Below are 25,354 nucleotides of genomic sequence, written 5' to 3'. Positions count from 1 at the left end.
GGGGCATACCCGCTGCGCCCGGTCGCGATGCCGGGTTCAGTCCTTGAAGTAGACCAGTTGGTGAGTGGTGGCCAGCGGCCTGCCGTCTGCGCCCCACAGCTGTGCGGACTGATCGAAGTAGCCGCCGCCGAAATGCTGTCCCCGGGCGGTGGCGAGCACCGGACGGTCCCCGTGGGCGGCGAGAGCGGCCGCATCGGCGTGGAAGTACACGGTGAGCGAGACGGTACTGGCCGCGACCATCCGGCCCTGCCGCACCATCACCCGCGGGATGAACACATCGGCCAGGGCGGTCACCGCGGGAAAGTCCACCGGGCGGGCCGGGAGGTCGCGCACCCACAGCGTGGTCGTGGAGGTCGGCTGTTCCTGGGGATCCGACGTGATCGGCCCGCCACCTTCGACGAATCGCATCTCGTAGTTGCGCATCCACACCGGGAACTCCGGCGGTGGCGCCACGGCCACCGATTCGGCGGGCGGCGCGGCCGGCGGTTCGATCTCGGTATCGGACCAGGTGGGCCGCCGGGCGCCGCAGACGACGGTCGCGGTGGTCGTCACCGCGTCGTCCTGGGTGAGGGTCAGCGTCCAGTGCTGGGTGCTGCGATTGGTCCGGACCGGCCGGCTGTCGATCGTGAACGGACCGTCGGCGATGGCGCCGGCGTAGTTGACGGTGATCGACACCGGTTCGGCCACGCACCGCGGATCGTCGAGGACCGCGCGCAAGGCGGTGGCCGCGGTGACTCCGCCGAAGGGGCCCACCATATTCGAATACTCCGCCGTGGTCCGGCCCAGATAGCGGCCCGCACCGGCGGGTGCCGGCGCCGTGGCGAGATCGAACGGGTGGGTGCCGATATCGGTCGGATTCACGAGCGAGTACTCCTTGGTTACACGGCCGCATATAACGCACCGACTATAACGATTGTTATAGGGCGGGGGTCGGGCCGGGTCCGAGCGCGGCCGCGACGAGTCTGGTTCCATGAACGGTGTGACCCTGTTCGTCGGGACCTCCGGCTGGCAGTACCGGGACTGGCGCGGCGTGCTCTACCCGCCGGGCGTGCCGCAGCGGCTGTGGCTGGAACAGTATGCGGCCGCGTTCGCGACCGTCGAAAGCAACAACGCCTTCTATCGGCTGCCCAGTCGCGAGGTGTTCGCGGCCTGGCGGGAACGCACGCCCGCCGATTTCGTCGTGGCCGTGAAGGCCAGCCGCTTCCTCACCCACGTCAAGCGACTACGCGAACCGGCCGAGCCGGTGCAGCGGCTCCTCGATCACGCCGCGGGACTGGGGGATCGGCTGGGTCCGATCCTGGTGCAACTGCCGCCGACCCTGCGGGCGGACGCGGGGCTGCTCGACGACTGTCTGCGGCAGTTTCCCGCGACCGTGCGGGTGGCCGTCGAACCGCGCCACGAGTCGTGGTGGACACCGCGCATCCGTGCCGTGCTGGAGGAGCGCGGCGCCGCGCTGTGCTGGGCGGATGCGCGCTCGCGCCCGGTGACGCCGCTGTGGCGCACCACCGACTGGTCGTATCTGCGCCTGCATTCCGGACTGGCCCGGCCGCAACCCCGCTACGGCCGGCGTGCCCTGACCGCGTGGGCGCACCGGCTGGCGGACACCTTCGGTCCCGCCGACGGTTACGTGTACTTCAACAACGATCCGGGCGGCGCGGCCGTCCACGACGCCGTGGTGTTCGCCGGGCTGGCGCGCGCCGCGGGGCTGACCGTGACGCGCACCGACGTCCCCTCCTGACCGGCCGGGGACTCACCCGAGGTGGTCGAGGACGGCCCGCGGGAGCGCGATCGCGGGCTGCCCCAAGGCTTTTCGCCCCGTGCCGGCCGAGAGCCGCCGGACGACGGCGAGCAGTGCCGGGCCCTCGTCGAGCAGCGGGCGCACCAGTCCCACTTCGACGCAGCGGCGCAGGGCCGGCGCGAGAACCGCCTCCGCCTCCTCCGGCCGGCCCACGGTCTCGAGGCAATGCGCGGTCAACACCGTGGCGCACAGGGCGGCGCGCGGGCGCGCGGCGGCATCGATCGACCGTCGCAGCGCGTGGGCGCGCAGCAGTGCCCGTTCGGGATCCGTTCGCAGCAGCCACCGGATGGCCGCTTCCTCGGTGAGTTCACGAATCGCGGTGGCCACGCCGTCCTCCGCTGCGCCCGCGTCGGCCGGCTCGCCGGGAACGAACTCGCCGATCCCGAGCCGGATCCGCTCGAGTTCGATGCGTGCCGACAATCGCGGCAGGGCGTGTGCGGTGGCGACCTCGTCGCCGTCGGCGAGCAGACGCTGCGCGGCGGCGCGATCCCCGCGCAGTGCCTTGATGCGCGCACCGGTGCCGTAGACCCCGGTCAGGAAATCGACTGTGCCACCCTCGAATCCGAATTCCAGCGCGACGTCGAGCAGATGCTGCGCCTCCGCGATCTCACCGCGGTCGTAGAGGAAATCGCCGAGTGCGGCCGAGGCCAGGCGGGCGGTGAAGGAACTTTCCCCGGTCGTGGTGCGCGCCAGATGCAGGGCCGTGCGGAAATGCTCCTCGGCCGCCTCCTCGGCGAGTTGCTCACGCGCCGCCATCCCCGCGAAACAGTGGCTGTACATGATGCTCAGCGCCCCGGTGATATGGCGGAAATAGGTCCGGCCCCAGCGGTGCCATTCGTGCACGCGGTCGAAGTCGAACCGGTGCAGTGCGGCGAAGGCGCCCAGGTTGGCCGTCGCCGACAGCACGAACGGCGCCAGCGACTCGGCGCGGGCGCGACTCTGCTCGACGGTGTCCTCCAGGCCGTCGAGGTGATCGGCGAGCGCCGCCTCCACCCCGCACAGAATCGACGCCTCGACCGCGAGATCGGATTTCCGGTGTCCCGGAGGCTGTTTCGCCGAATCGGCGGCCAGTGCCAACTGCAATGCGGTATGCATGCGGCTCGGCCGCCGCAACAGCACCGCCGCCCAGGCCAGCGCGATCTGCAGGGTCGGATCGGCGGCGGCGTCGGTGACGGGCAGTTTCGCCGCCAGCGCCACCAATGTGGCCAGATGCGAATGCTGCACCAGTTCGCGGGCGTGGGCGGAGACCAGCGCGACCGCCCGCCCGGGTTCCCCGGCGGCCATCGCGTGGTCGATCGCCTCGCTGAGCATGCCGTTGGCGGCGAACCATTCGGCGGCGCGACGGTGCAGCTGCGGCACGCGTTCGGGGTGGTCGCGCTCGAGCCGCTGCCGCAGGAAATCGGAGAACAGCGTGTGGTAACGGAACCATTCGCCGTCGTCGTCGAGGCGGCGCAGGAACAGGTCGCGCCGCTCGATGTCCTCGAGCAGCGTCCGCCCCTGCGGCCGTCCGGTCAGCTCCGCCGCGAGGGGCCCGCAGATCTTGTCGGTGACAGCGGTTTCCAGCAGCGCGGTCAGCAGTCCGGGCTCGAGTGCGTCGAGCACGTTGTCGGTCAGATATTCGCTGATCGCCTGGTGCCGTCCGGACATGGTGGCGATCGCGGAACCGGGGTCGTCGCGGCCGCGCAGTGAGATCGACGCCAGTTGCAGCCCGGCGACCCAGCCGTCGGTGCCGGTCCGCAGCCGGTCGATATCCGCCGCCCCCAGCGCGAGCCCGCCCACCCGGGTCAGGAAATCCGCCGTCTCGGACTCGTCGAAACGCAAGGCGGCGGAATCGATTTCGATCAGCTCGTCGCGCACGCGGATGGCCGAGAGCGGTAGTCCGATCATCTCGCGGCTGGTGATCAGCAGTTGCAGATGGTGGCAGGCGTTGTCGATCAGGAAGCGCAGTGCGGCGGTGGTATCGGCGTCGGTGACGCGATGCCAGTCCTCGATGATCATCACGATCCGTTCGCGGTCGGCGTGGATGCGGTTGATCAGCGTGGTCAGCACATAACGCATCACATCGTTGCCGTGTTCCTCGACGACACGCAACAGTTCGGTGGTCAGGGCCGGCCGCGCCCGGCCGACGGCTTCGATCAGGTGCAGCAGGAACCACACCGGATTGTTGTCGTCGTCGTCGATATTGAGCCAGCATGCGGCGACCCCGCGGTCCACCATCCGCTGCCCCCACTGGGCGGCGAGCGTGCTCTTGCCGAAACCGGCGGGCGCGTGGACGACGATCAGCCGCGGCCAGCGCTCGGGGTCCATCGAATCCAGCAGGCGGGATCGGCGGACCAGCGGGCGCGGGGACAGCGCGGGATGGAATTTGGTTTCGGCGACAGGCGGTGTGGTCACCAGATCGGCCGGGGGAAGCAGGCCGAGCCGGGTCGGTTCCCCGACGCGATCGGCGGCGGCCGCCGGTTCGGCCGCCGGCGGCTCCGGCGCCGAGATCGCCATATCGTCCACGCGAAGTCCGCGGTGGCGTTGCACCTGCTGCGCCCGCTCACCGAACACCGCCGCCGAGGCCGGGCGCCGGGCCGGGTCGGCGGCCATACTGTCCTCGATCAGTTCGCAGATGTCGTCGGGGATGCCGCCGGGACGCAGATCGGGAACCGGTTCCTCGGTGATGCGCACGAACTGGGCGACCAGCCGTTCACCGGAGCGGCGCTGGAAGGCGGCGTGACCGGTGAGCATGCAGAACAGCGTGGCGCCCATGCTGTAGATGTCGGAGGCGACCGACGGGGTGCCGTCGCGCAGGACCTCGGGAGCGGTGAACGCCGGCGACGCCGTGACCACTCCGGTGGTGGTGCGGAAGCCGCCCTCCACCCGGGCGATGCCGAAATCGGTCAGCTGTGGTTCGCCGTAGTCGGTGAGAAGAACGTTGCCCGGCTTGATGTCTCGATGCAGAATCCCCGCCCGGTGCACGGTTTCCAGCGCGCCGGACAGCTTCACCGAAATCCGCAGCGCGGTCGTGACATCCAGGGGCCCGCCGTGCTGGATCCGCTGTTCCAGCGAGCCTTTCGGGTGATACGGCATCACCAGGAAGGGCCGTCCGTCGCCGGTCGTGCCGACCTGCAGGATCGCGACGATGTTGGGATGTTCCGGCAGTCCGCCCATGGCCCGCTGCTCGCGAAGGAATCGTTCGAGATTCTCGTGGCCGAAATCGGATGCGGCGGTGAGCACCTTCACCGCGACGGTGCGGCCCAGTGCCAGTTCGCGGCAGCGGTACACCACGCCGAATCCGCCCCGCCCGATGATGTGCGCATCGGCGAACCCGGCCGCTCGCAGATCCTCGTCGATCCCCAGGGAGCGGTCGCGCTGGGTCGCCATGGAATCCTTGTCGGCCATCGGCACCGTTTCCGTCAGTACTGCTCGGCGCGGAGCCCGTCGCGCTGGTATGTCAAGTATAGGTCGGCCCGCGCGGATGCCGGTGGCCGAAACCGCGCGCCCGCCCGGCGGCCGGCGCCGACGCGTCCGCGCGACATGCGCGGGCGAAGGGCAGGCGGCGCAACGGGTTTCGCGTGCCGTGCCGGGCACGAGGGTGGTCGCCGTCCGGGGCTGCCGGCATGCTGTCAGATATGATTCGCTGGAGCTGGATGTACATCGACCGGCCCGCCGCACGTTTCGACGAGGCGTTCGCCTTCTGGTCGGCGGTCACCGGCACCGAGCTGTCGGCCCGCCAGGGTGAGCACGGCGAGTTCGCGACCCTCGACCCGGCGACCGGCGACGCCTACCAGGCGGCGCAGGCGGTCGGCGGGGACGGCGGCGCCCATCTCGATATCGATGTCGTCGATCTCGATCGCGCCCGCCGCAGGGCGCGTGATCTCGGCGCGACCCTGGTCGCCGACCACGACACCTGGTCGCTCGTTCGTTCACCGCACGGCCTGGCGTTCTGCCTGACCACCGGCGACGGCGGGCATATTCCGGCGCCGGTGGCCGGGCCCGACGGCAGTCTCAGCCGCGTCGACCAGCTCTGCTTCGACATCGGGCCGTCCGGCTACGACGGCGAGGTCGAATTCTGGGCCACGCTCACCGGCTGGCCCGTGCAGCGCACCGGTCGGTCCGAGTTCAGCCGGCTGCTCGTTCCCCCGCGCTTGCCGGTGCGAATCCTGGTGCAGCGCTTGGATACCGAACGGGAGCCGGGCGCCCATATCGATATCGCCTGCAGCGACGCCGAGGCGGTGGCGACCTGGCACGAATCCCTCGGCGCCCGGCGCGTGCATCGCGGCGCGCAGTGGCTGGTGATGAACGATCCGGTCGGCGGGGTGTACTGCCTCACCGAGCGAGACCCGCTGAGCGGCAAGGTGTTCCGGCGCAGCAGGAGCTGACTGCTCGGTGACACGCGCGCGCCGGCCGCTGGTTCGCGTCGATGTGAGCGACGCGGTGGCGCGGGGGTACCAGGCGGTCCGAGGCACTGGGACCGAGGGGACCGGCATGGCGGCTGGGGCCTACAGCGTCCGTGGCGACCGGGCGGGGAACGGTTGCGGGAGTACTCCGATTGTCGAACGCTCGGGTCACACGGCGCGGGCCGTGGTGGGTCCCGAGGTGGCGCCCGACATCGTGCGGCACGTTTCCCGGCGTGTGGCGACCCTCGCCGACTCCCGGTCCCGTGCGGCCGTGCCCCGGTAGGTTGCGGCGAGCCGGCGTCGATCGGCGCATCCTGGAAGGGACTCCGCACCAACGACCGCGCCCGGACCCGGCGATCCCGTGGGCCGGGGCAGAGGAGGGCAGATGACCGGCCAGCAGCCGCCCGCGGACCGCCCGCGAAACGTCGCCCAGAAGCTGATCGAATCCCACCTGGTGTCGGGACGGATGCGCCCGGGGGAGGAGATCGCGCTGCGCATCGACCAGACGCTCACCCAGGACGCCACCGGCACCCTGGTGATGCAGGAACTCGAGGCACTGGGGCTCGACCGGGTGCGCACCGAACTCAGCGCGCAGTACGTCGACCACAACCTGTTGCAGACCGACGACAAGAACGCCCAGGATCACGAATTCCTGCTGTCGGCCTGCCGCCGCTACGGGCTGTGGTTCTCCAAACCGGGCAACGGTGTCTCGCATCCGACCCATATGCAGCGTTTCGGCAGACCCGGTGCGACGATGGTCGGCTCGGATTCGCACACGCCGGCCGGCGGGTCGCTGGGCATGCTCGCGATCGGCGTCGGCGGCCTCGAGGTCGCGCTCGCCATGGCCGGTGAGCCGCTCTACATCACCATGCCGCAAATTTGGGGCGTCGAACTGACCGGTGAACTGCCGCCGTGGTGTTCGGCCAAGGACGTGATCCTGGAAATGTTGCGCCGCCACGGCGTCAAGGGCGGGCTGAACCGGATCGTCGAATATCACGGTCCCGGCCTGGCGGGACTCACGGCGATGGACCGGCACGTGATCGCGAATATGGGCGCCGAACTCGGCGCCACCACCACGGTCTTTCCCGCCGACGACGCGGTGTACGACTTCCTGCGCGCCGAGAATCGCGCCGGCGACTTCACCGACCTGCGGGCCGACGAGGGCGCGACCTACGACGTCGAGGAGCACATCGACCTGTCCGCGATCGAGCCGCTGATCGCCCGGCCGTCCTCACCGGGGGATGTGGTGCCGGTGCGGGAGGTCGCCGGGGAACCGGTGGCGCAGGTGGTGATCGGGTCCTCGGCCAACCCCGGGCTGCGTGATTTCGCGATAGCGGCCGCGATCGTCGCCGGCCGTCAGACCCACAGCGACGTCAGCTTCGACGTCAACCCGTCCTCGCGCGAGATCTTCGAGGATCTGACCGCGATGGGAGCTACCTTCGACCTGATCCGTGCCGGGGCGCGCATCCATCAGTCCGGCTGTATGGGATGTATCGGTATGGGACAGGCTCCGGCCGTCGGCCGCAATTCGCTGCGCACCATGCCGCGCAACTTCCCGGGGCGCTCGGGCACCGATGAGGATTCGGTGTGGTTGTGCTCCCCGGAGACCGCCGCCGCATCGGCGCTGACCGCGACGATCACCGATCCGCGCGATCTCGCCGACGAGCTGGGCTTGGACTATCCGGCGTTGAATCTGCCCGCACAGGCATCGGTCAACACCGCGATGCTGGTACCGCCGCTGCCGGTGGAGCAGGCACGCACGGTGGAATTGGTGAAGGGCCCCAACATCTCCGCGCTGCCGGATTTCGACCCGCTGCCCGACGTGATCGAGGCGCCGGTTCTGCTCGTGGTCGGCGACAACATCTCCACCGACGACATCTCCCCGGCCGGGGCGCGGGCACTGCCCTTCCGCTCGAATATCCCGAAACTCGCCGAATTCGCCTTCACCCGTATCGATCCGGACTATCCCCGGCATGCGGCCGATATTTCCGGCACCACCGGACATGTGATCGTGGGCGGCGACAACTACGGGCAGGGCTCCTCGCGCGAACACGCCGCGATCGCGCCGAGATATCTGGGACTGCGGGCGGTGATCGCGAAATCGTATGCGCGCATCCACTGGCAGAATCTGGCCAATTTCGGCATCGTCGCCCTCGAATTCGCCGATCCCGCCGACTACGACCGCATCGCGGTGGGCGACGTGCTGCGCATCGACGGGCTGCGCGCGGCCCTCACCGCCGGTTCCGCGATCACCGCCTACGATGTCACCGCGAACGTGGATATCGCACTGCGCCACCATCTTTCGGAACGTCAGGTGGAGACGGTATTGGCCGGCGGCATCATCCCGCGGCTGGCGGCGGCGCAGGCGGCGCGGGAGATGTCCAGCCGATAACCTTTTACGCGGCAAGCCTGCTAATCGATGAGCTTTTCGCTCTTCAACCAGTCGTAGGCGACGTCGGCGGGATCCTCGCCGTCGATATCGACGCGGCCGTTGAGTTCCTGCATCAGATCGTTGGTGAGACGTTCGGAAATCGTGCCCAGCAGCTGTCGCAGCTGCGGATAGCGGTCCATGATCTCACCGCGCACGACGGCGGCGCCGCTGTAGGGGAGGAAGAACTTCTTGTCGTCGTCGAGCACGACGAGATTCAGATTCTTCACCCGGCCGTCGGTGGTGTAGATCATGCCGAAATTGCACGGCGCGCTCTTGGCCGTCGCGGTGTAGACGACGCCGGCGTCCATCCGGGTGACATTGCCGGTGGGCACGCCGTTCGGATCGTTGTAGGGAATGCCGTATTTCTGCAGCATCGGAATGAAACCGTCGGAGCGGCTGAAGAATTCGTCGTCCACACAGAACGTGCGATCCCGCACCGGCAAGGCCGCGACATCCGACAGCGACTTCACCCCCAGTCGTTGCGCGGTCGGTGTCGACACCCCGAACGCGTAGGTGTCGTTGAAATTCGCCGGCGGCAGCCACTCCAGGTCGTGCTCGCGCTTCTCGATGTCGTGTACGCGCTGCCAGAGTTCCTGCGGGTCGGAAATCGTCTCGGTTTCGTTGTGGTAGTTGACCCAGCCGGTACCGGTGTACTCCCACAGAATGTCGGCATCACCGTTGAGCTGAGCCTGCCGCGACGACGCCGAACCGGGTGCGCCGGTCAGATCGGTGACCTTCGCGCCCGCCGCGGCCAGATAGGTCGCGGTGATCTTGCCCAGCAGCACACCTTCGGTGAAACTCTTCGATGTCACCACCAGTTTCGCGCCGTCGAGCGGTCGCTGCCCGCCGGGCAGGCTCGCATCGTGGAACGTTCCCGACGAGCTCACGAGCCCGCATCCGCCGATCAGCGACACCGCGACGACGATCGCGCACAGTGCCAGGGCCCGGGCCGATCTCATGACACACCTCGCGGGGTGGCGGCCAGTTCGACGAGTCTGCCCAGCCAGTCGATGATCAACGCCAGCAGCCCGACCAGAATCGCTCCGGACACGAGCAGTTTCGGCAGGAACAGCGTGACGCCCGTCGTGATCAGTGTGCCGAGGCTGGTGGCGCCGATGAAGGTGCTCAGGGTGGCGGTGCCGACCAGGATCACCAGGGCGGTGCGCACCCCGTTGAGGATCACGGGCACCGCGAGCGGCAACTCGACCCGGACCAGGGTGCGGGCGGCGGAGAACCCGATCCCGCGCGAGGCCTCGATGGTGCGCTGATCCACCTGCCGCAGGCCGATGATGGTGTTCTGCAGGATCGGCAGAATCGCGTACACGACCAAACCGACCACCGCCGTGCGGAATCCGGTGCCCAGCCAGAAGGTGAACAGCACCAGCAGTCCGACCGCCGGCGCCGCCTGGCCGATATTGGCGATGTTGACCGCGAGCGGCTCCAGGCGTTTCAGCGCGGGCCGGGTCAGCGCGATACCCAGCGGAATCGCGACGACGACCACGATCACCGTGGCGACCAGGGTCAGCTCGATATGCGACCAGATCGTGGTCCGCAGGTTGGACCAGGCGAGGGAGGCCTGTTCGGTCGGGGTGAACGTCGTCGATCGATACCAGAGGATGTAGCCGATTCCGATGACGAGGATGATCAGCGGCTCGAACCAGACGTCCATCGGCAGCCGGCGCAGGCGGGTCATGACTGCCCGGCCGATTCGTGCTCGTCGTCGGCGGCGACCACCGGCGTGGGCGCGGGATCGGTTCCGTCGACGTAGGTTTCGTAGGAGGTGTCGTGTTCCTCGGAGCGCACATCGGCGAGGGCGGCCTGGATGGTCTCGGTCACCGCGCCGATGCCGATCGAGCCGACGACCGCACCGCGCCCGTCGGTCACCAGGGCCGCACCCTGACTGGCCGCCAGCATCGCGTCGAGGGCGTCGTTGAGGGTCGAGGAGCGAGCGACGACCGGCAACCGGCGATCGAGGTAGTCCGACACCTCCGGTTTGCTCGCCAGTTCGGTGAGCGAGGGCCACGACCGTGGCCTCCCGGCATCGTCGACAACCACCACCCAGGTCTGGCCGGCGGCCCGCGCGCGCTGGATCACCGCCTGCGCGGGCTCGCCGATGCGGGCGGTGACAACGTCGTCGCACTCCACATCGCGCACCCGCTGCACGGTCAGATAGGCGAGCTTGGCGCCGGAACCGACGAATTCCTCGACGAACGGCGTGGCCGGTGCGGTGAGGATCTCCTCGGGCCGCGCGTACTGCTCGACGTGCCCGCCCTCGGACAGGATGAGCACCTTGTCGCCGAGTTTGGTGGCCTCCTCGAAATCGTGGGTGACGACGACGATGGTCTTGCCGAGTTCGTGCTGAATCCCGATGAGACTGTCCTGCAGGCGAACCCGGGTGATCGGGTCGACTGCGCCGAACGGTTCGTCCATCAGCAGTACCGGGGGATCGGCGGCCAGTGCTCGCGCGACTCCGACCCGCTGCTGCTGGCCGCCGGACATGTCCTTGGGCAGCCGGTCGGCGAAGACGCCGGGATCCAGGCCGACGAGCTCGAGCAGATATTCGGTGCGCTCGGCGATGCGCTTCTTGTCCCAGCCGAGCACCCGCGGGATCGCGCCCACGTTCTTGCGCACCGACCAGTGCGGGAACAGGCCCCCGGACTGGATGACGTACCCGATGGACTGCCGCAGTTTGTCCGGGTCCTCGCGGGTGACGTCGCGCCCGCCGATGAAGATGCGGCCCTCGGTCGGCTCGATCAGCCGGTTGATCATCTTGAGCGTCGTCGTCTTCCCGCAGCCGGAGGGGCCGACGAAGGCGACGATCTGTCCCGCCTCGATCTCCAGGTCGAGGCGGGCCACGGCCGGTTTGTCCTGGCCCTTGTACCTTTTCACGACCGAGTCGAGGACGATGGACGCCCCGGTCACATTGCGTTCCGGCGTCGCCGGTCCGGGCCGGTCGGTCACAGCGTCTGTCATGAGAGTCCTTCGGCGATGGTGAGGCGGCCCAGCAGCACGAGTAGCGCGTCGAACACCAGCGCCACGATGACGATGAGGATGGTGCCCGTGGCCGCCGTCTCCAAGGCGTTCGCACCGCCCAGTCGCGACAGGCCGTTGAAGATCAGCGATCCCAGGCCCGGGCCGAGGACGTAGGCGACGATGGCGGCGACACCGACGATCATCTGCGTGGAGACCCGGATACCGGTCAGGATCACCGGCCACGCGATCGGCAGTTCGACGGTGAGCAGGATGCGGGTGCGGGAAAATCCGATTCCGCGTGCGGATTCCACCACCGAGGCCGGTACCGAGCGCAATCCAACGATCGCGTTTCCGATCACCGGCAGCGCCGCGAAGAACGCCAGCATGATGAACGAGGGGACGACGCCCAGCCCGAACGGCACCAGCAGCAGCGCCAGCAACGCCAGCGACGGAATGGTCAGCGCGACCCGGCTCGAGGTGAGCGAGAGGTGCGACAGCAGTGGCAGCCGGTAGACCGCCATCGCGATGAGCACGGCGACGACCGTGCCGACCAGAACCGTCTGAAACGCCAGTGACGCATGCTGATAGGTGAGGAAGGCCAGAGTGTCACCCCGCTCTCGGATGTAGTTCCACAGATTCACGGGACTCCCATCGTCAGCCCTCTGCCGGCACCCGTTCGCGCGCCGCCACCGGTCGCAGATCGGTCAAAGACTAAATGACGGTACGGCTCCGGTTCCGCACGCCGCGCGGTTCACGCCGCTCGCGGTAGCGATCCCGCGGGGGAATACGCTTGCGCGTCGCCGGCGATCACCGTGCTCGCCCGGCCGTCGACGCCGACGGGTATGTCACCGGCCACTGTGATGCGGGTGAGCCGGCGGTGTTCGGCGCCGTCGTAGTCGTCGATCGCGTAGTGCTGGGTGGCGTGGTTGTCCCAGATCGCCACATCGCCGGGCGCCCAATCCCAGCGGGTGGTGTGCTCGAGCCGGGTCACCCGATCCTGGAAAAGACGGAACAGCGTGCGCGATTCGGTGGTGGACAGGCCGACGATCTGCTTGACGAAGCAGCCCAGCAGCAGGGCGCGTTCGCCGGTCTCCGGGTGGACGTGCACCACCGGATGTTCGGTTTCGAAGTAGCGGGACTCGAATTCGGTTCGGTAGGAACGGGTTCCGTCATCAGGCCGGTCGTCGGTCTCGGCGGCGTAGTCGTAGCGATTGGTGTGGCGGGCGCGCAGATTCTCGGCCAGCACCCGCAGCGGGTGCGGCAGCGACTCGTAGGCGGCGACGGTGGAGGCCCACGTGGTGGATCCGCCGTAGGAGGGCAGTGTCACCGCGCGCAGGATCGAGGTCTTCGGCACCCGGTCCACGAAGGTGACGTCGGTGTGCCAGACATTGGACCGACCGTGCTGCGAATCGATGGCCAGACTCTTCACCCCCGCGGAGGTGAGCGTCGGATGCGGCGTGGTGGGTGTGCCGAGCAGTTGTGCGAACTCGTACTGCCCGTCCTCGGTCAGGTGGTCCTGGCCGCGGAAGAAGATCACCCTGTGCCGGTGCAGGGCCGCGCGGATGGTGGCGACGGTGTCGGTGTCCAGCGAGCCGCCGAGGCGAACACCCTCGATCCGGGCGCCGATGTGGTTCCCCAGCCGGATCACTCGCACCGGGGTGCCGGTTGTCTCGTCGACGGACATCGCGCGACCTCTCTTCCACCGTGTCGGACGTCCGGTAGGTAACCACCCGGTGGCCGGTCCGGCCAGCGTTACGGTCACCGGGATCGCAATCCCGTGGTCCCATGCCCGGCGAGTTACCGGACGGCCGCGATCGCCCCGTCGAGGGCGCGCTGCATCCGGGTGGCGACCACCCGGGTGATCTCGGCCGGTCGCTCCGGGAACTCCGGCAGCGGCTCGTCGAGGTAGAACGTGGCGCGGCCGTCGGGGCCGTAGGTCAGGCCGAGGAAGGCGAAAACCGGTGCGGCCCCGGCTTTTCGGGCGCGGGCGGCGATGTGGCCGATGCCGGTGCCGATGGTCTGCACCCGGGCCGGATCGGTCTCGTTGCAGGTGCCCTCCGGGAACAACGCGAGGTCGTCACCGTCGACCATGCGCCCGACGCAGACGTCCATCAGCTGCTGGCCGGCGGCGTAGGCGGCGCGTGGGCCGTGGTCCTTCCCGCGGAACACCGGGATGGCGCCCATGATGTCGATGCGCGACCGCTGCCCGGGCTCGAGGAAGAGCTCGTCCTTGGCCAGCACGCGGATGTGCCCGATTCGCGGCCGGAACACGCTGCGCCAGGCGAAGGCGGCGACGGTGCGCGGATCCTCCACGCTGACATGGTTGATCGCGATGATCATGCGGCGGTTGTCGCGGATCAGCCCGCGGATCGCCGCGCGGGCACCGTCCGCGTAGTGCACCGCGGGACGTTTGCGGTACGCGGTGATCGCGTAGAACAGGCGTGCGCGGGTGCGGGGCGCCCGGTGGGTGCGGTAGTACTCGTAGACGGCATCGCGATTGTCGAATTCGACCGACGGGGGCAAGACGACGGGATCGGCGGTCGAGGTCGGGACGTTCATTCAACCTACGCTACCGTAACCTACGGCTGCGTAGGGAGAGGTATTCCCAGCCGCGTCGGCGAGCGGGCGAAAGCCGGCTGCCCGCGTGATTACCCTCGAAAGCGGAAAACAGGCCCGGTGGTCCGCTCGACGGGTGCCGGGCGATACGGCCGACCGAAGGGAGCAGCGCGATGGCGAGCACACGACCGCGGGTCCAGGTCCGGCGGATCTACGACGATCCCGATCCCGACGACGGCATGCGGGTGCTGGTCGATCGCCTCTGGCCGCGCGGGATGAGCAAGGAGAACGCCCACCTCGACGAATGGTGCAAAACGATCGCGCCGTCCACCGAGTTGCGCACCTGGTACGGCCACGACCCCGCCAAATTCGACGAGTTCGGTCGCCGCTACCGCGAGGAGCTGCACGATCCGGAACGCGCTGCCGACCTGAACCACCTGCGTGAACTCGCGGGGCGCGGCATGCTCACCTTGCTCTCGGCCACCAAGCGGATCGATATCAGCGAGGCAGCCGTGCTCGCCGATCTGGTCGAGAAGAAGCCCGCCTCGCACTGAGCCGGCCGGGTCGCACGATCTCACAGCGGATTCGCGGTGTGCCGCACGGTCCAGGCCGCGCCGCGGCCGTGCAGGGTGGTGGCGCTGAGCGGCGGAACGTCGAGGCGCCAGAACGATTCCGGCGGTGCCGCGAGGGCGAGCAGCACACTCGCGCGGACGACGGCGGGATGGGTGATCGCGACGATGCGGCGTCGATCCGCGACCACCGATTCGAGCCAGCCGCGCACCCGGTCGAGCAGGTCGGTCATCGCTTCACCGCCGTGGCCGCGGTAGCCGGGATCCGTCATCCAGGCCATGAGGTCGGCCGGGTCCAGGGTGTCCATCGGCCTGCCGGCCCAGTCGCCGCAGTCGAGGTCGCGCAGGGCGGGTTCGATGGTTGCGTGCAGGGACAGCAGGGTGGCGGTCGTGGTCGCCCGCAGTTCCGGGGCGACCAGAACCCGGTCGGCCCGCGGCGCCGCCGGGGAGGCGGCGCCGCTCGGGAGCTCGGCGAGCGGTTCGTCGGCCGGGAACCGTGCCGCCCGCATCGCCTCGGTCATGCCGTGACTGATCAGCGTGAGCCGGGTGACACTCGCGCTCATACCGCCGCTGCCGGCGCGGCCGCGGCGGATTCGTCCGCGAGCTGGAACAGCCGCGGTGCCAGCGTCGCGAAACCCACACCGATGACCGACCACAGAATGGCCTGTGCGGCAAAGGAATAGACGCGGAAATAGTACAGATCGTCGGCGGGGAAGCCCGGATAGACGATCCGGCCGGTCGAAGAGGTGAGCGGCCGCGGCGTTTCGGTGGCGGCGTCGGCGAGCGCCCGGTTGGCGGCCAGATGCCCGAGCGAGGGCAGTAGCGCCGCGATCGCGGTCACCACGACCACGAAGGCCACGCCCGCTGCGATGGTCGCGAGCCAATTACCCAGCCGCGCTTGCAGTTTCCGGCCGAGCCAGACCGCCGCCCCCGCGCAGACCGCCGCGATCAGCACCATCAGCAGGTAGAGGCCGGTGCGTTCCCCGATCGTGTCCGGGTTGCCGATCGACGGCGGATTGGCCGGATATTTGAAGAACGGCACCGCGTACAGCACGACGAACATGCCGCCCGCCACGCACAGTGCGAGATTGCGCGGGGTCAACTTGCCCACGCGGCCCACGAACAGGCAGTAGACCACCGCGAACAGCGCGCCCATCGCGGCGCCGAACACGACCGTGCCGAAGCCGAGGCCGACCGTCGACTGCACCGACCGGGTGAACAGTTCGGTGTCTTCCATGCCGGCCATCGAATGTCCCGCGGCCGCTTCGGTTGTCGCGTGCGCCGCGTCGCGCCCGCCCTCGTAGTCGATGGCGCGATCGATGATCGGCTCGGCCAGGATGCGCGCGAACACGAAGGCCGCCAGCCCGCCGATCGCGCCGACCAGCACGCCCCGGGCGATGATTCGTTTTTCCATTGCAGGGGCTCGATCCTGCGGTCAGTGGCAGGGGTAGCCGAGGAAATGCCGTGCGTCGTGGACGAATTCGTGCACGTGCATATCGTCGCCGAAGATCGAGACCGCGCCCTGATCGATGCCGATGAAGTAGAGGGCGAGCAGGGCCAGAACCGTGGTGCCGCTCAGCCAGAGGGCCGTGGTGGGAATGGAGAGCCGAATCGACTGCAGGCCGGACCGGGGAACATAGGACGTCGCCATGTGACTCTCCTCCGGGGATTGCGCGTCCCCGCTCGATGGTGGTTACGACGCGATCCGAGTATCTGACTCACATTCCGCCGGGCGAAATGCTCACAGTGGCGCGACCGTCCCGGATTTTCACCGGGTTCCTCGAATCTCGCTCGCACCACCATACGAAATTTCGGTTCGGCCGGTCAATCAGGTGGTTGCGAGATCCGGCCGTAATCGAATTGTCCGCGGCGTCGTAGCTGTAAGAGGAGGATTTCGGGGTAGTAACCGAGAAATAGCCGTAGATCGAAAGGTGGGACTCATGAGCGGATTGCCGCGCTATGCGGCGATGCTGGCGACCGCCGGTGCTCTGCCCGCCGACAGTGCGGCCTGGGCGTACGAGGTGAAATTCGACGGTATTCGCGCGATCGGTTACGTCGAGCGGGAACTGCGGCTGATCTCGCGCAACGGCAACGATGTGACCGCGGCCTGGCCGGAACTCGCCGATCTCGCGCCCGCCGCCCCGCCGATCGTCGTCGACGGCGAAATCGTCGCCTTCGCCGCCGACGGCCGCACCTCCTTCGCCGCCCTGCAACCGCGCATGCACCAGCGCAATCCGGCCATGATCCGCGCGCTGACGCGATCGGTGCCCGCGACCTACCTCATCTTCGATCTGCTGCACATCGGCGATCGGCCGCTGATCGACCTGCCGTACGAACAGCGCCGCGGCCTGCTGGAACAGCTCGGTCTGCGCGGCCCGAACTGGCGCATCCCGCCACGGCTGACCGGCACCGGCGCCGACGTGCTCGCCGAATCGGCGCGCCTGGGGCTCGAGGGCATCGTGTGCAAGCGCCTGGACAGCCCCTATCTGCCCGGCCGGCGCAGTCCGCTGTGGACGAAGGTCAAGAACGTCAACGACCAGGAGGTCGTCATCGTGGGGTGGCGGCCCGGCGCGGGTCGTCGTGAGGGACGCATCGGCTCCCTGCTCATGGGCGTGCACGACGAGACCGGAGAATTGGTCTACATCGGCAATGTGGGCACCGGCTTCACCCAGGCCATGCTCGACGATCTCCAGGCCCGGCTGCGTCCGCTGCGGCGGCAGACCCCCACCGTCGCGGCGCCGGTGAAGGACGCGATCTGGGTGGAACCCGAACTGGTGGGCGAGGTGTCGTTCACCGAGCGGACCGGGGATGGGCGCCTGCGCCACCCGTCCTGGCGCGGGTTGCGGCCGGACAAGACGCCGGACGAGGTCGAAGTGCCCGGACGCGCCGACAGCGCGCTCGATTCCTGAACGGGAAAGGGACGATTCGCCCACGGCTGCGGCTCAGGACATCGCTATAGTGACCGCGTGTCTGCTCGTGATGCGTCGTGGAATCGGTTGAACCGTCTCGCGTACACAGCGCAGGTCATTGCCGTCGGCGCGCTGGCTGTGGCGTGGCTGGCGATCGGGCGCGGACTGTTCTCGGGACCAGATCTCGATGCGGGTGGCCAATTCGCCGCCAACTTCTCGGTCTATTGGCCGTTCCTGTTCGTGATCAGCCCGGTGTTGTTCGTCACCGCCATTTTCGGGCTGTTGCCCTACCCGTTCGCGCCTGGCGGCACCATCGCGGGTGGACTGATTGCCGGCCTTTTCGCTCGGTGGGTGGGAACCGAGCTGTCCTTGTCCGACTACAAGCCGGAGCTGCCCGGAGGCCTCGACACGAGCGTCGCCGCGGCGTGCTTCGCCGTTGGCGCAGCGTTCACGGCAGCCTTCTTGCACCTGTACAGCAACCGATCCGGTCGGAAGCGTGCCGCCTCGATGTGAGGCGGGGCAGCGCTGGCAGTTGCCGTTCTCGTCAGCGCGGTGGTCACGATTCCGCCGCTCAGGCGTGTCGACATGCACATCGTCGATCACCTCCCGCCCTGCCTGTGGTGTGAATCCCCCACAGCTCCCACGCGATGGCGAAGCGCGTGTTCAGCGTGTGACCGGGGCGCGCGGGGACCTCACAGGTCCGCGCCCCAGCGGTCGACCGGGTCGCTGCCACCGACTCCGGAGGCGAATTCCCGCACCCGCAGCCGCCCGCCGGCGTCGGACGCCAACGGTGGTGTGACACCGCCGGATCCGTGACTCATCCCGGTGAGGACCTCGCGCATGGCGGCCACGGCGTCGACGCGCGGTGTCCACCCGAGATCGCGCCTGGCGCGGGTGGTGTCCATGATCGGCAGGCGCACCATCGCATCGAACAGGTCGGGCGGCGCGGGGACCAGGCGCAGGCACCAGCCGACGGCCAATACGGCGCGCACGGCCCCGGGTGGTACGGAAACCGTTGGCGCATCGAACAATACGCCCAGTTTCGCGCGATCGATCACGGGGTCGGCGGCGAGGTTGAAGGGGCCGTGCACGCTCGGATCGACGACCGCGAGACTGTAGGCGTTGCCGATGTCGTCGGCGTGCACCGCCTGCAGCCGCAGCCCCGCCGGCACGGGCAGCACCGGGATCAGCGGCGGGCGCAGCACACTGCCCGGAACCAGCGGGCCCGCGAACAGGCGGCGCTGCTGGCTCGCGGAGGCTTGCTGGAAGGTGAATGCGGGACGCATCCGCACCACGCGCCGATCCGGATGCTCGTTCTCGAACAGATCGAGCAGACGCTCGACGTAGGCCTTCTCCCGCATGTACCCGGCCGGTGGCCAGCCTTCCGTGGGCCAGTCCTCACCGACCGGATCGTCGTGGTACGCAGGGGAATACGCGCCGACCGACGACGCGTACACCAGCGACGGGACACCGGCCTGGGCGACCGCCTGCAATACCCGTTCGGTGCCCTGCACATTCGCGCGCCAGGTCTCGAGCGGCCGATGGGTCGGCTGGAATAGCCACGCGAGATGGACCACCACATCGGCGCCGCGGAATTCGGTCAGCAGATCGTCGCAGCGTATGTCGGCGCGCGCCCACCGCACCCCGTCGACCGCCTGCCGCGGCAGCCGCCGGGCCAGCCCGACGATCCCGTCGATCTCCGGGCGCCGCGCCAGCGCGGAAACGACCGCGGTGCCGACGTTTCCGGTAGCTCCGACCACGACCACACGCATGACCGTCACCCCCCGCTCGCCGAATGCGACTGTGCCACCTGCAGTGCGCGCGCCCGCGCGGTGAAGTCGATGCGGAAGTTGTCGAAGGTGATCGGCAGCGCCGCCGTCGGTGTGGGTCGCGGGTGCGAGCGCAACTCGAGATCCAGTTCCTCGATCAGATGCGCCATCAGGCTCGTGGTGAGGAACAAGACCAGGTCGCGACCGGGGCACCGGGCGGGGCCGGCGCTGAACGGCACCAGTTGCGGATACCGCTCGGCGCGCCCGTCGAGCCAGATATCGGGTTCGAAGCTGTGCGCGAACGGCAGGAGGTCGGGGTCGCGGTGGAAGGCCGGCACCGGGATCAGCAGGCCCGCGCCCGCGGCGACGGTGAACCGGTCTTCGCCGCGGCCCCATTCGGTGTCCTCGGTGGTGTCGCGCAACACCGCCGGGGTGGTCGGCCACAGCCGTATCGACTCCAGCACACAGGCCCGCAGATACGGCCGCGGCATCGCGCGCTCGGGCTCCTGGGCGTCCAGCCGGGCTCGGGCCAGCTGTCCGGGATGGGTGGACAGGACGGCGAGGGCGCGGATGGTCGCCATACCGGCAGCGTCGAAGGCGAACAGCCAATGCGGGATCTGGCCGACCGGATCGACTGCCCCCGGCGCCGGCAGTTGCTTCAATGCGCCTGCGAGACTGTCGGTTTCGGCCGTCTGCACGTAGTCGTAGAGTTGTTCGTAGAAGCGCTCGCGCAGGCGTCGATGCGGAAGCGCGACATAGGACCAGTTGCCCGCCGCGCGCAGTCGCCACAGCCGATCGGTGATCGAGTCGTCCTCGCGGGCGCGGCGGCCCAGCACGATCCGGCGCACCAGCCGCCACCAATCGGTGGTGAAGTGCGCCGCGTCGAGACCGCCGCGCTGCACCGCGCTGCGGATCTGCTCGCGGGCGGCATCGGCGACCACCCCGGCGAACGGATCGGCCAGGTGATGCAGCGGCCGGTCGGTGTCGAGCGCTTGTTCGTTGAGGCGGCGGCGCTGTTCGCGGGCCGTACCCGCGGAGATGAGAACCCCGTGCGGCTGGAAGGTGCGCAGTGCGGCGATCTTCTCGCGATTGGCGGGATGGAACGGAGTGGGCGCGCCGTCGAGGATCCGCGAGACGTCGGCGGGATCCAACGGCACCAGCACCCGGCGGCCGGGCAGCACCAGTTCGACCGGCCCGCTGCCGAATTCGCGCCGCAACCGATGCATCCGGCGGACCGCGCGGTCGTCGGCGCCGACGCGTTCCAGCAGCGCCATCATGCCGCGGCGCCGGGCGATCACCCCGGCGGCGACCGGCGCCAGGCCGAGATCGGCCAGTGCCGCCGCGGCGCGCATTCCGGTCAGCCGGTGGGCGGCTCGGCCGGGGGCGGGCGTCGAGCGGGCAGGGTCGGTTGGGCTGCGCGAATCGGTTTCACCGTGCGGATCGGGTTCGCGGTGCACATCGGCCTCCTTCGGTCCTCAGCGACCGCCTACCCGGGAGGACTCGGGCGAAACGACAGCCCGGGTCCCGATCGAATATTCGCCGGGAGGCCGGGTAGTGCCTCGGTGACGAGCGCACGACGAACGGGCCGGAGGTGACGATGGCACGCGAGGTCAGCCCCCGCTGGAGCGACCCGCCGAGTTTCCGGCGGGCGGTGCGGTACGCGGTCGGTGTGCTGGTCGTGGCGGCGATCGTCGCCGGGGTGGCCCTGGGCTGGGCGGCCTCGCGGGATCAGTGCGCCAACGCCGACCACGTGGCCTGCGATACCGCGTCCCGGCTGGCCGTGGGTCTGGTGCCCGGAATCGTGTTGCTACTGGGCGGCATCGGCGCGTTCGTCATCACCGTGCGGCAGTGGCGCGGCGGGCGGCCGTGGCCGGTATGGCAGGGCGCGGGCTGGTTTCTGTTCGCGGTGATGGTGCTGTATCTGGCGATGGCGATGGCCGCCGGCTGAACCCGGCCGCTCGTTTGGAGTGGTCGGCAGCGGGTAGGTCGTGCACGCAAGCAGTCGCCTAGGTGATGACTGTCAGCGAGGAAGGAGACCATCGTGGCCAAGACCTCCACGACCACCGATCCGATCGCGACGGTGCTGGAGCCGGAACAGCAACGGATCGCCGGTGACGCGCTGTGCGCCACCGTCGTCGATCTGATCGATCTGAGCCTGATCGGCAAGCAGGCGCACTGGAATGTGATCGGCCCCCGTTTCCGCACCGTCCATCTGGCATTGGACGAACTGGTCGAGACCGCGCGCGGCTTCACCGACGCGGCGGCCGAGCGAGCCACCGCGATCGGCGTCAGCCCGGACGGGCGCGCCCGCACGGTCGCGGAGAGCTCCAGCGCCGAGTCGTTCCCCTCGGGGTGGCAGCAGGACGGTGACGTGATCAGCGCGATCGTCGCCGGCCTGGCCGCGGTCGTGCGCAGGCTGCGTGAGCGGATCGACGCCTCGGAGAAGGCCGACCCGGTCACCCAGGATCTGCTCATCGATATCGCCGCCCGGCTGGAGCAACTGCATTGGATGTGGCAGGCCCAGGCCGCGTAACGCGCGCACTGCGCCGATACCCGGTTCCGGCGACGGCCGTCCTGGCCGTCGCCGGTTGCTCGGCCCCGGATCGCGACCGGGAGCACCCGACGCCGAGCGAGTGACACCGAGCGGGGCGATCAGCCCCCCGAAATGATTTGTCCCGCTTTCGCTTTGAGCGCGTCGGGAACGACGCGGCCGACCATGCCCATCACCTTCGTGGGCAGCGAGGGGGCGACGACCTTCTGGTCACCGGCCAGCAGCGCGTCGACCCCTTGGCGGGCGACCTCGGCCGGATCGTCCTTGGGCCCGCGGCCGATGCGGGTGTCCAGCATCTTCGCGCGACGGAAGAAGTCGGTGTCGGTGGGACCCGGCATCAAGACCGTGACGCGTCGGGGACGCGGCCGTCCTCGGTGGCGGTGGCGTAGAGCTGTTCCGGTCCGTTGGTGCTGTGCAGATCGATGCGCAGCGGCCGCACGCGCGCGCCGGAACGGCGCAGCGATTCGGCGGCCACGTCGATCGCGGCACCCTCGGCGGCGATGACCACCTCGTAACCGCGTTCGGCGAACTGTCTGGCGAGCTCGAACCCGATACCGCTGGACGCGCCGGTCACCAGGGCGAGGGGAGGTGTGTCGGTCATATCTCCCGCCTACCCGGACGGGACGAACACATACCTGTGCGCCGGAATGGCGGCGGCCGGTCCGGTGGACACGTTTCCGCTCGAAGCGCCGGGGTAGCCGCCGCACATCCGTGTCCGACGACATGATTCGAGGCCTAGATGTTCACTCACAACAAGGAGTTGCAATTCGAGGTTCGAGTCGACCGCCCGGATCCACGGTTCGCGACGCTGCTGCAGGAACAGTTCGGCGGCGCGAACGGTGAGTTGAAGGCGGCGATGCAATATTTCAGTCAGGCTTTCGTGCTGCGGCGCAAACACCCCAAGACCTACGACCTGTTCATGGATATCGCGACCGAGGAATTCAGTCACCTCGAAATAGTGGGATCGATGATCACCATGCTGCTCGACGGGCTCAACGACGACCTGAAACAGGCCACCGAACGCTGCGACTGGATGCCGGTCGTGTCCCGCTCCGACGGCCGGGAGGCGGCGATTCACCAGGTGGCGGCCGATCCGCTGTTCTTCGCGTTGCGCGGCGGCGGCCCGGATGTGGGCAATTCCGCCGGTGTTCCGTGGTCGGGCGCCTACGTCAATTCCAACGGCGAGCCCTCGGTGGATCTGCGCAGCAACCTCGCCGCCGAGACGCGGGCGAAGATCGTCTACGAATATCTGAAGCAGTTCACCGACGACCCTGGCGTCCAGGAAACGTTGTCGTTCCTGATGACCCGCGAGGTCGCGCATTTCCAGCAGTTCACCGCGGCATTGAACGAGCTGCCGGTGAATTTCCCTCCCGGTGCGCTACCCGGTGACGACCGATTCCAGAACCTGGCGTTCAACATGTCGGACGGCGACTCCAGCCGGGGCCCGTGGAACGAGGGACAGGGTCCGTGGCCGCAGGGAATGAGCTGGGAGTACGTCGAAGATCCCGTGTCGGGGTGGTTGAGCGCCGGCAAGGGGCGCAACCACGGTGCGGAGAACAACCCGCAGGGCGAACCCGCCGTCGACGGCACCAAGCCCTTCACGCACGAACAGCACGTTCCGGGCTGAGCGGCGCCGTCATCGCAGCGTGAGAACGGAGCAACCGATGGATGCATTGACCTTTCTGCGTACCGACCACGAAAGTGTGCTCGGCATGCTCGAATCGCTGGAACGCGGCCGCGGCACCGGCGAGGCCGAAGTGAAGGCCCGCGGAGATCTGGTGACGAGCCTGGTGATGGCCGAATCGCAGCACGAAGCGATCGAGGAACAGTTCTTCTGGCCGGCGGTGCGCCGAGCGCTTCCCGACGGTGACGAACTCGCCGATCGTGCGGTGTCGCAGGAGGATTCGGCCAAGGAACTGTTGCAGCAGCTGGAGGACTTCGGTGCCGGCAGCCGTGAATTCGAGGAGGCGCTGGATCGGTTCATCCCCGCCGCTCGCGCCCATATCGAATTCGAGCAGTCCCAGGTGTGGCCACGGCTGAGCGAGGCGCAGAGTCCGGCCGAACTCGAGCAGCTGGGAAACAAGATGCAGGCGGCGAAGAGATTCGCACCCACCCGCCCGCATCCGGGCACCCCGTCCAAACCCGCGGCGTTGAAGTCGGCGGGCATGCTGGCCGCGCTGCTGGACAAGGTGCGCGATGTCGTGACCGGCCGGCGGGCCCACCAGCCGCCGACCCCGCCACCGACATAGGTTTCGCCCGATTGCCCCGCACCGGCGTGGTTGCCCGCGCCGGTGCGGGGTATGGGCTGCTGTGAGAGCCGACGACGATCAGGGGCGCTTCGCCCCGGACAGGACGCCGAACATGTCTGCAATGGATCCGGACCCGGCCAAGACTCCGGACCTGGAACCCGGTGGTGGCGTGCCCCCCGGTTCCACCCCGCCCGACACCGCACAGACTTCGGGCCTCTCGGCGCCGGAGCCGAGCACCCGCAACCATTTCCCCGCCAGCGGGGCGATGCTGATCGTCATCGTCGCGGCGATCGTGCTGGTGTTCGTCGCCGTGGCGATCGCGCTGATCGTCTCCCTGGCCTGACGCGTCCGTCCTTGACCGAAACTTTATCGAGCTCAATCGAATTCGCGGTTTCTCTTCCCCGCGGCTCGGGTACTCGCGCTGATATCGCAAATGGCGCGAGCCGGAGGGAGGGTGTGCGATGTCGGTCGAACAGAGGGAATTCGACGACGAACAGGTGACTCCCGAGCCCGATGAGCAGCCCGGCCGCGAGCGGATCGTGGGTATCGTGCGGGGCGCGCGATGCGGGGCGTCCGGCTGCCGGGACCGCGGATATCGCCCGTATGCGACGCATCGCCCGACGCATGCGTCACCGCCCGGTTCGAGTGGGATGACCTCGCGAAAAATCTTCTGGCACAACATTATCGGAGAAATCGGCCGGCACCGCCCGTGAGGTCGGTGCCGGCCGCCGCGGCAGTGACCGGTCGTGCTGGGACTACCGCCCCGTCCAGAGACGATCGGTCGTAGGCCGCGCGCCGGTGCACTCCGTTGTGCGGGACCGAATTGCGGGTATCCGTCGCCGTTGACGGATTGGGCGCTACGTCCGATTCGTTCTCGGTACAGGAGAGATACCCCGCTTGCGCAACCGAAACCGGTGCGATGATGCGCGGTGAATGCGATCAGTCGACTTCGCCGGTCCGGTCGTGCCCGGCGCCTTCCGGCGTCGTGGTGCGCGGAGGGGTGAGCTCCGGGTCGTCGTCGGCGGGTGGTTCGGGGTCGCGCCACTCCTCGGCGCGGCTGGAGCGGTTGCCGCGCAGGGTTCCTTCCAGTTCGTGACGTAGTTGATCATCTTCGCGCGCACCGTGTTTGGTGTTTCCTCGGTCCATCGTCCTCTCCTTTCGCGG

At 68.9% G+C, this 25,354-nt stretch carries 27 protein-coding genes and 1 riboswitch; of the genes, 11 read left to right on the top strand and 16 right to left on the bottom strand.

Annotation, left to right across the window (positions count from 1 at the left end; translation table 11 throughout):
• Positions 1-36: 36 nt before the first annotated feature.
• The gene (locus tag NA3_RS13295; protein ID WP_062963888.1) at positions 37-861 is read right to left on the bottom strand and encodes an acyl-CoA thioesterase; all 825 of its coding nucleotides are present in this window, start codon (positions 859-861) and stop codon (positions 37-39) included.
• Between the two features lie 118 nt (positions 862-979).
• Here NA3_RS13295 and NA3_RS13290 point away from each other — a divergent pair, with 118 nt between their 5' ends.
• Positions 980-1,738, top strand: coding sequence for a DUF72 domain-containing protein (locus tag NA3_RS13290; protein WP_062964037.1), 759 nt, complete (start codon positions 980-982; stop codon positions 1,736-1,738).
• 12 nt (positions 1,739-1,750) lie between these two features.
• Here NA3_RS13290 and NA3_RS13285 read toward each other — a convergent pair whose 3' ends face one another.
• The gene (locus tag NA3_RS13285) at positions 1,751-5,185 is read right to left on the bottom strand and encodes a serine/threonine-protein kinase (protein ID WP_062963887.1); all 3,435 of its coding nucleotides are present in this window, start codon (positions 5,183-5,185) and stop codon (positions 1,751-1,753) included.
• A 230-nt stretch (positions 5,186-5,415) separates the two neighbouring features.
• Here NA3_RS13285 and NA3_RS13280 point away from each other — a divergent pair, with 230 nt between their 5' ends.
• Both NA3_RS13280 and NA3_RS13270 read left to right on the top strand, forming a co-directional pair.
• The gene (locus tag NA3_RS13280) at positions 5,416-6,165 is read left to right on the top strand and encodes a VOC family protein (protein ID WP_062963886.1); all 750 of its coding nucleotides are present in this window, start codon (positions 5,416-5,418) and stop codon (positions 6,163-6,165) included.
• Between the two features lie 403 nt (positions 6,166-6,568).
• Positions 6,569-8,575: an aconitate hydratase gene (locus NA3_RS13270; RefSeq protein ID WP_062963884.1), complete on the top strand. Its 2,007-nt coding sequence runs from the start codon at positions 6,569-6,571 to the stop codon at positions 8,573-8,575.
• A 20-nt stretch (positions 8,576-8,595) separates the two neighbouring features.
• On the opposite strand, the gene NA3_RS13265 is transcribed toward NA3_RS13270, so the two are convergent.
• From NA3_RS13265 to NA3_RS13240, 6 genes are all read right to left on the bottom strand, one after another.
• Complete coding sequence (locus tag NA3_RS13265) at positions 8,596-9,573, bottom strand: glycine betaine ABC transporter substrate-binding protein (protein WP_062963883.1); 978 nt, start codon at positions 9,571-9,573, stop codon at positions 8,596-8,598.
• Positions 9,570-10,307: an ABC transporter permease gene (locus NA3_RS13260; protein ID WP_157126551.1), complete on the bottom strand. Its 738-nt coding sequence runs from the start codon at positions 10,305-10,307 to the stop codon at positions 9,570-9,572. Before NA3_RS13260 ends, NA3_RS13265 begins: the two co-directional genes overlap by 4 nt.
• A complete protein-coding gene (locus NA3_RS13255) occupies positions 10,304-11,587 on the bottom strand; it encodes an ATP-binding cassette domain-containing protein (RefSeq protein WP_062963882.1) in 1,284 nt (427 codons plus the stop codon). The genes NA3_RS13260 and NA3_RS13255 overlap by 4 nt, the downstream gene beginning before the upstream one ends.
• Positions 11,584-12,228: an ABC transporter permease gene (locus tag NA3_RS13250; RefSeq protein ID WP_062963881.1), complete on the bottom strand. Its 645-nt coding sequence runs from the start codon at positions 12,226-12,228 to the stop codon at positions 11,584-11,586. The genes NA3_RS13255 and NA3_RS13250 overlap by 4 nt, the downstream gene beginning before the upstream one ends.
• Positions 12,229-12,338: 110 nt before the next feature.
• Positions 12,339-13,271 (bottom strand): TauD/TfdA dioxygenase family protein, encoded by a 933-nt coding sequence (locus NA3_RS13245; protein WP_062963880.1) that lies wholly within the window; start codon positions 13,269-13,271, stop codon positions 12,339-12,341.
• 113 nt (positions 13,272-13,384) lie between these two features.
• Positions 13,385-14,146, bottom strand: a complete 762-nt coding sequence (locus NA3_RS13240; protein ID WP_062963879.1) for a 1-acyl-sn-glycerol-3-phosphate acyltransferase — start codon at positions 14,144-14,146, stop codon at positions 13,385-13,387.
• 170 nt (positions 14,147-14,316) lie between these two features.
• Here NA3_RS13240 and NA3_RS13235 point away from each other — a divergent pair, with 170 nt between their 5' ends.
• A complete protein-coding gene (locus NA3_RS13235) occupies positions 14,317-14,697 on the top strand; it encodes a DUF488 domain-containing protein (protein ID WP_062963878.1) in 381 nt (126 codons plus the stop codon).
• Positions 14,698-14,717: 20 nt separating this feature from the next.
• Here NA3_RS13235 and NA3_RS13230 read toward each other — a convergent pair whose 3' ends face one another.
• The 3 genes from NA3_RS13230 to NA3_RS13220 are packed head-to-tail and all read right to left on the bottom strand — an operon-like array spanning position 14,718 to position 16,363.
• The gene (locus NA3_RS13230; RefSeq protein WP_062963877.1) at positions 14,718-15,275 is read right to left on the bottom strand and encodes a histidine phosphatase family protein; all 558 of its coding nucleotides are present in this window, start codon (positions 15,273-15,275) and stop codon (positions 14,718-14,720) included.
• Positions 15,272-16,126, bottom strand: a complete 855-nt coding sequence (locus tag NA3_RS13225; RefSeq protein ID WP_062963876.1) for a CbtA family protein — start codon at positions 16,124-16,126, stop codon at positions 15,272-15,274. Before NA3_RS13225 ends, NA3_RS13230 begins: the two co-directional genes overlap by 4 nt.
• A 21-nt stretch (positions 16,127-16,147) precedes the next feature.
• A complete protein-coding gene (locus NA3_RS13220; RefSeq protein WP_062963875.1) occupies positions 16,148-16,363 on the bottom strand; it encodes a CbtB domain-containing protein in 216 nt (71 codons plus the stop codon).
• A gap of 38 nt (positions 16,364-16,401) precedes the next feature.
• A riboswitch (cobalamin riboswitch) is annotated at positions 16,402-16,539 on the bottom strand.
• A 113-nt stretch (positions 16,540-16,652) separates the two neighbouring features.
• On the opposite strand from NA3_RS13220, the gene ligD reads away from it, so the two are divergent.
• Both ligD and NA3_RS13210 read left to right on the top strand, forming a co-directional pair.
• Positions 16,653-17,621 (top strand): non-homologous end-joining DNA ligase, encoded by a 969-nt coding sequence (gene ligD / locus NA3_RS13215; RefSeq protein ID WP_062963874.1) that lies wholly within the window; start codon positions 16,653-16,655, stop codon positions 17,619-17,621.
• 57 nt (positions 17,622-17,678) lie between these two features.
• The gene (locus NA3_RS13210; protein ID WP_128145329.1) at positions 17,679-18,134 is read left to right on the top strand and encodes a hypothetical protein; all 456 of its coding nucleotides are present in this window, start codon (positions 17,679-17,681) and stop codon (positions 18,132-18,134) included.
• A 179-nt stretch (positions 18,135-18,313) separates the two neighbouring features.
• On the opposite strand, the gene NA3_RS13205 is transcribed toward NA3_RS13210, so the two are convergent.
• A complete protein-coding gene (locus NA3_RS13205; protein ID WP_062964035.1) occupies positions 18,314-19,393 on the bottom strand; it encodes an NAD-dependent epimerase/dehydratase family protein in 1,080 nt (359 codons plus the stop codon).
• Positions 19,394-19,398: 5 nt separating this feature from the next.
• A complete protein-coding gene (locus tag NA3_RS13200; RefSeq protein WP_062964034.1) occupies positions 19,399-20,742 on the bottom strand; it encodes a cytochrome P450 in 1,344 nt (447 codons plus the stop codon).
• 245 nt (positions 20,743-20,987) lie between these two features.
• Between NA3_RS13200 and NA3_RS13195 the strand changes: the two genes are divergently transcribed.
• Entirely contained in the window at positions 20,988-21,338 is a 351-nt protein-coding gene (locus NA3_RS13195) for a hypothetical protein (protein ID WP_062963872.1), read from the top strand.
• A 93-nt stretch (positions 21,339-21,431) separates the two neighbouring features.
• Positions 21,432-21,923: a Dps family protein gene (locus NA3_RS13190; protein ID WP_062963871.1), complete on the top strand. Its 492-nt coding sequence runs from the start codon at positions 21,432-21,434 to the stop codon at positions 21,921-21,923.
• Positions 21,924-22,042: 119 nt separating this feature from the next.
• On the opposite strand, the gene NA3_RS39270 is transcribed toward NA3_RS13190, so the two are convergent.
• Together NA3_RS39270 and NA3_RS39265 are read right to left on the bottom strand one after the other, a co-directional pair.
• The gene (locus NA3_RS39270; RefSeq protein ID WP_062963870.1) at positions 22,043-22,279 is read right to left on the bottom strand and encodes an SDR family oxidoreductase; all 237 of its coding nucleotides are present in this window, start codon (positions 22,277-22,279) and stop codon (positions 22,043-22,045) included.
• Positions 22,279-22,542, bottom strand: coding sequence for an SDR family NAD(P)-dependent oxidoreductase (locus tag NA3_RS39265; protein ID WP_062963869.1), 264 nt, complete (start codon positions 22,540-22,542; stop codon positions 22,279-22,281). Before NA3_RS39265 ends, NA3_RS39270 begins: the two co-directional genes overlap by 1 nt.
• Positions 22,543-22,680: 138 nt before the next feature.
• Between NA3_RS39265 and NA3_RS13175 the strand changes: the two genes are divergently transcribed.
• The 3 genes from NA3_RS13175 (at position 22,681) to NA3_RS13165 (ending at position 24,533) form a co-directional block, all read left to right on the top strand.
• Complete coding sequence (locus NA3_RS13175) at positions 22,681-23,568, top strand: manganese catalase family protein (RefSeq protein WP_062963868.1); 888 nt, start codon at positions 22,681-22,683, stop codon at positions 23,566-23,568.
• Positions 23,569-23,605: 37 nt separating this feature from the next.
• The gene (locus tag NA3_RS13170) at positions 23,606-24,190 is read left to right on the top strand and encodes a hemerythrin domain-containing protein (protein WP_062963867.1); all 585 of its coding nucleotides are present in this window, start codon (positions 23,606-23,608) and stop codon (positions 24,188-24,190) included.
• A gap of 112 nt (positions 24,191-24,302) precedes the next feature.
• Positions 24,303-24,533: a DUF6480 family protein gene (locus NA3_RS13165; protein ID WP_062963866.1), complete on the top strand. Its 231-nt coding sequence runs from the start codon at positions 24,303-24,305 to the stop codon at positions 24,531-24,533.
• A gap of 596 nt (positions 24,534-25,129) precedes the next feature.
• Here the strand turns inward: NA3_RS13165 and NA3_RS13155 are convergent.
• Positions 25,130-25,336 carry a hypothetical protein gene (locus NA3_RS13155; protein WP_062963864.1) on the bottom strand — a complete coding sequence of 69 codons (207 nt, stop codon included), beginning with the start codon at positions 25,334-25,336 and terminating at the stop codon, positions 25,130-25,132.
• Positions 25,337-25,354 lie beyond the last annotated feature (18 nt).

Source organism: Nocardia africana NBRC 100379, assembly GCF_001612635.1.
Lineage (GTDB): Bacteria > Actinomycetota > Actinomycetes > Mycobacteriales > Mycobacteriaceae > Nocardia > Nocardia africana.
The sequence above is the reverse complement of the archived record's forward strand: the minus strand, read 5'-3'. Positions and strand labels throughout refer to the sequence as shown.

Coding starts and splice junctions, on each gene's coding strand:
- NA3_RS13195 (WP_062963872.1), top strand. CDS start 20,988: ATGGCACGCGAGGTCAGCCCCCGCTGGAGCGACCCGCCGAGTTTCCGG.
- NA3_RS13165 (WP_062963866.1), top strand. CDS start 24,303: ATGTCTGCAATGGATCCGGACCCGGCCAAGACTCCGGACCTGGAACCC.
- NA3_RS13240 (WP_062963879.1), bottom strand. CDS start 14,146: ATGAACGTCCCGACCTCGACCGCCGATCCCGTCGTCTTGCCCCCGTCG.
- NA3_RS13235 (WP_062963878.1), top strand. CDS start 14,317: ATGGCGAGCACACGACCGCGGGTCCAGGTCCGGCGGATCTACGACGAT.
- NA3_RS39265 (WP_062963869.1), bottom strand. CDS start 22,542: ATGACCGACACACCTCCCCTCGCCCTGGTGACCGGCGCGTCCAGCGGT.
- NA3_RS13155 (WP_062963864.1), bottom strand. CDS start 25,336: ATGGACCGAGGAAACACCAAACACGGTGCGCGCGAAGATGATCAACTA.
- NA3_RS39270 (WP_062963870.1), bottom strand. CDS start 22,279: ATGCCGGGTCCCACCGACACCGACTTCTTCCGTCGCGCGAAGATGCTG.
- NA3_RS13225 (WP_062963876.1), bottom strand. CDS start 16,126: ATGGAAAAACGAATCATCGCCCGGGGCGTGCTGGTCGGCGCGATCGGC.
- NA3_RS13270 (WP_062963884.1), top strand. CDS start 6,569: ATGACCGGCCAGCAGCCGCCCGCGGACCGCCCGCGAAACGTCGCCCAG.
- NA3_RS13255 (WP_062963882.1), bottom strand. CDS start 11,587: ATGACAGACGCTGTGACCGACCGGCCCGGACCGGCGACGCCGGAACGC.
- NA3_RS13175 (WP_062963868.1), top strand. CDS start 22,681: ATGTTCACTCACAACAAGGAGTTGCAATTCGAGGTTCGAGTCGACCGC.
- ligD (WP_062963874.1), top strand. CDS start 16,653: ATGAGCGGATTGCCGCGCTATGCGGCGATGCTGGCGACCGCCGGTGCT.
- NA3_RS13285 (WP_062963887.1), bottom strand. CDS start 5,185: ATGGCCGACAAGGATTCCATGGCGACCCAGCGCGACCGCTCCCTGGGG.
- NA3_RS13205 (WP_062964035.1), bottom strand. CDS start 19,393: ATGCGTGTGGTCGTGGTCGGAGCTACCGGAAACGTCGGCACCGCGGTC.
- NA3_RS13230 (WP_062963877.1), bottom strand. CDS start 15,275: ATGAGCGCGAGTGTCACCCGGCTCACGCTGATCAGTCACGGCATGACC.
- NA3_RS13260 (WP_157126551.1), bottom strand. CDS start 10,307: ATGACCCGCCTGCGCCGGCTGCCGATGGACGTCTGGTTCGAGCCGCTG.
- NA3_RS13170 (WP_062963867.1), top strand. CDS start 23,606: ATGGATGCATTGACCTTTCTGCGTACCGACCACGAAAGTGTGCTCGGC.
- NA3_RS13280 (WP_062963886.1), top strand. CDS start 5,416: ATGATTCGCTGGAGCTGGATGTACATCGACCGGCCCGCCGCACGTTTC.
- NA3_RS13200 (WP_062964034.1), bottom strand. CDS start 20,742: ATGCGCGCCGCGGCGGCACTGGCCGATCTCGGCCTGGCGCCGGTCGCC.
- NA3_RS13220 (WP_062963875.1), bottom strand. CDS start 16,363: ATGGCGACGTCCTATGTTCCCCGGTCCGGCCTGCAGTCGATTCGGCTC.
- NA3_RS13265 (WP_062963883.1), bottom strand. CDS start 9,573: ATGAGATCGGCCCGGGCCCTGGCACTGTGCGCGATCGTCGTCGCGGTG.
- NA3_RS13245 (WP_062963880.1), bottom strand. CDS start 13,271: ATGTCCGTCGACGAGACAACCGGCACCCCGGTGCGAGTGATCCGGCTG.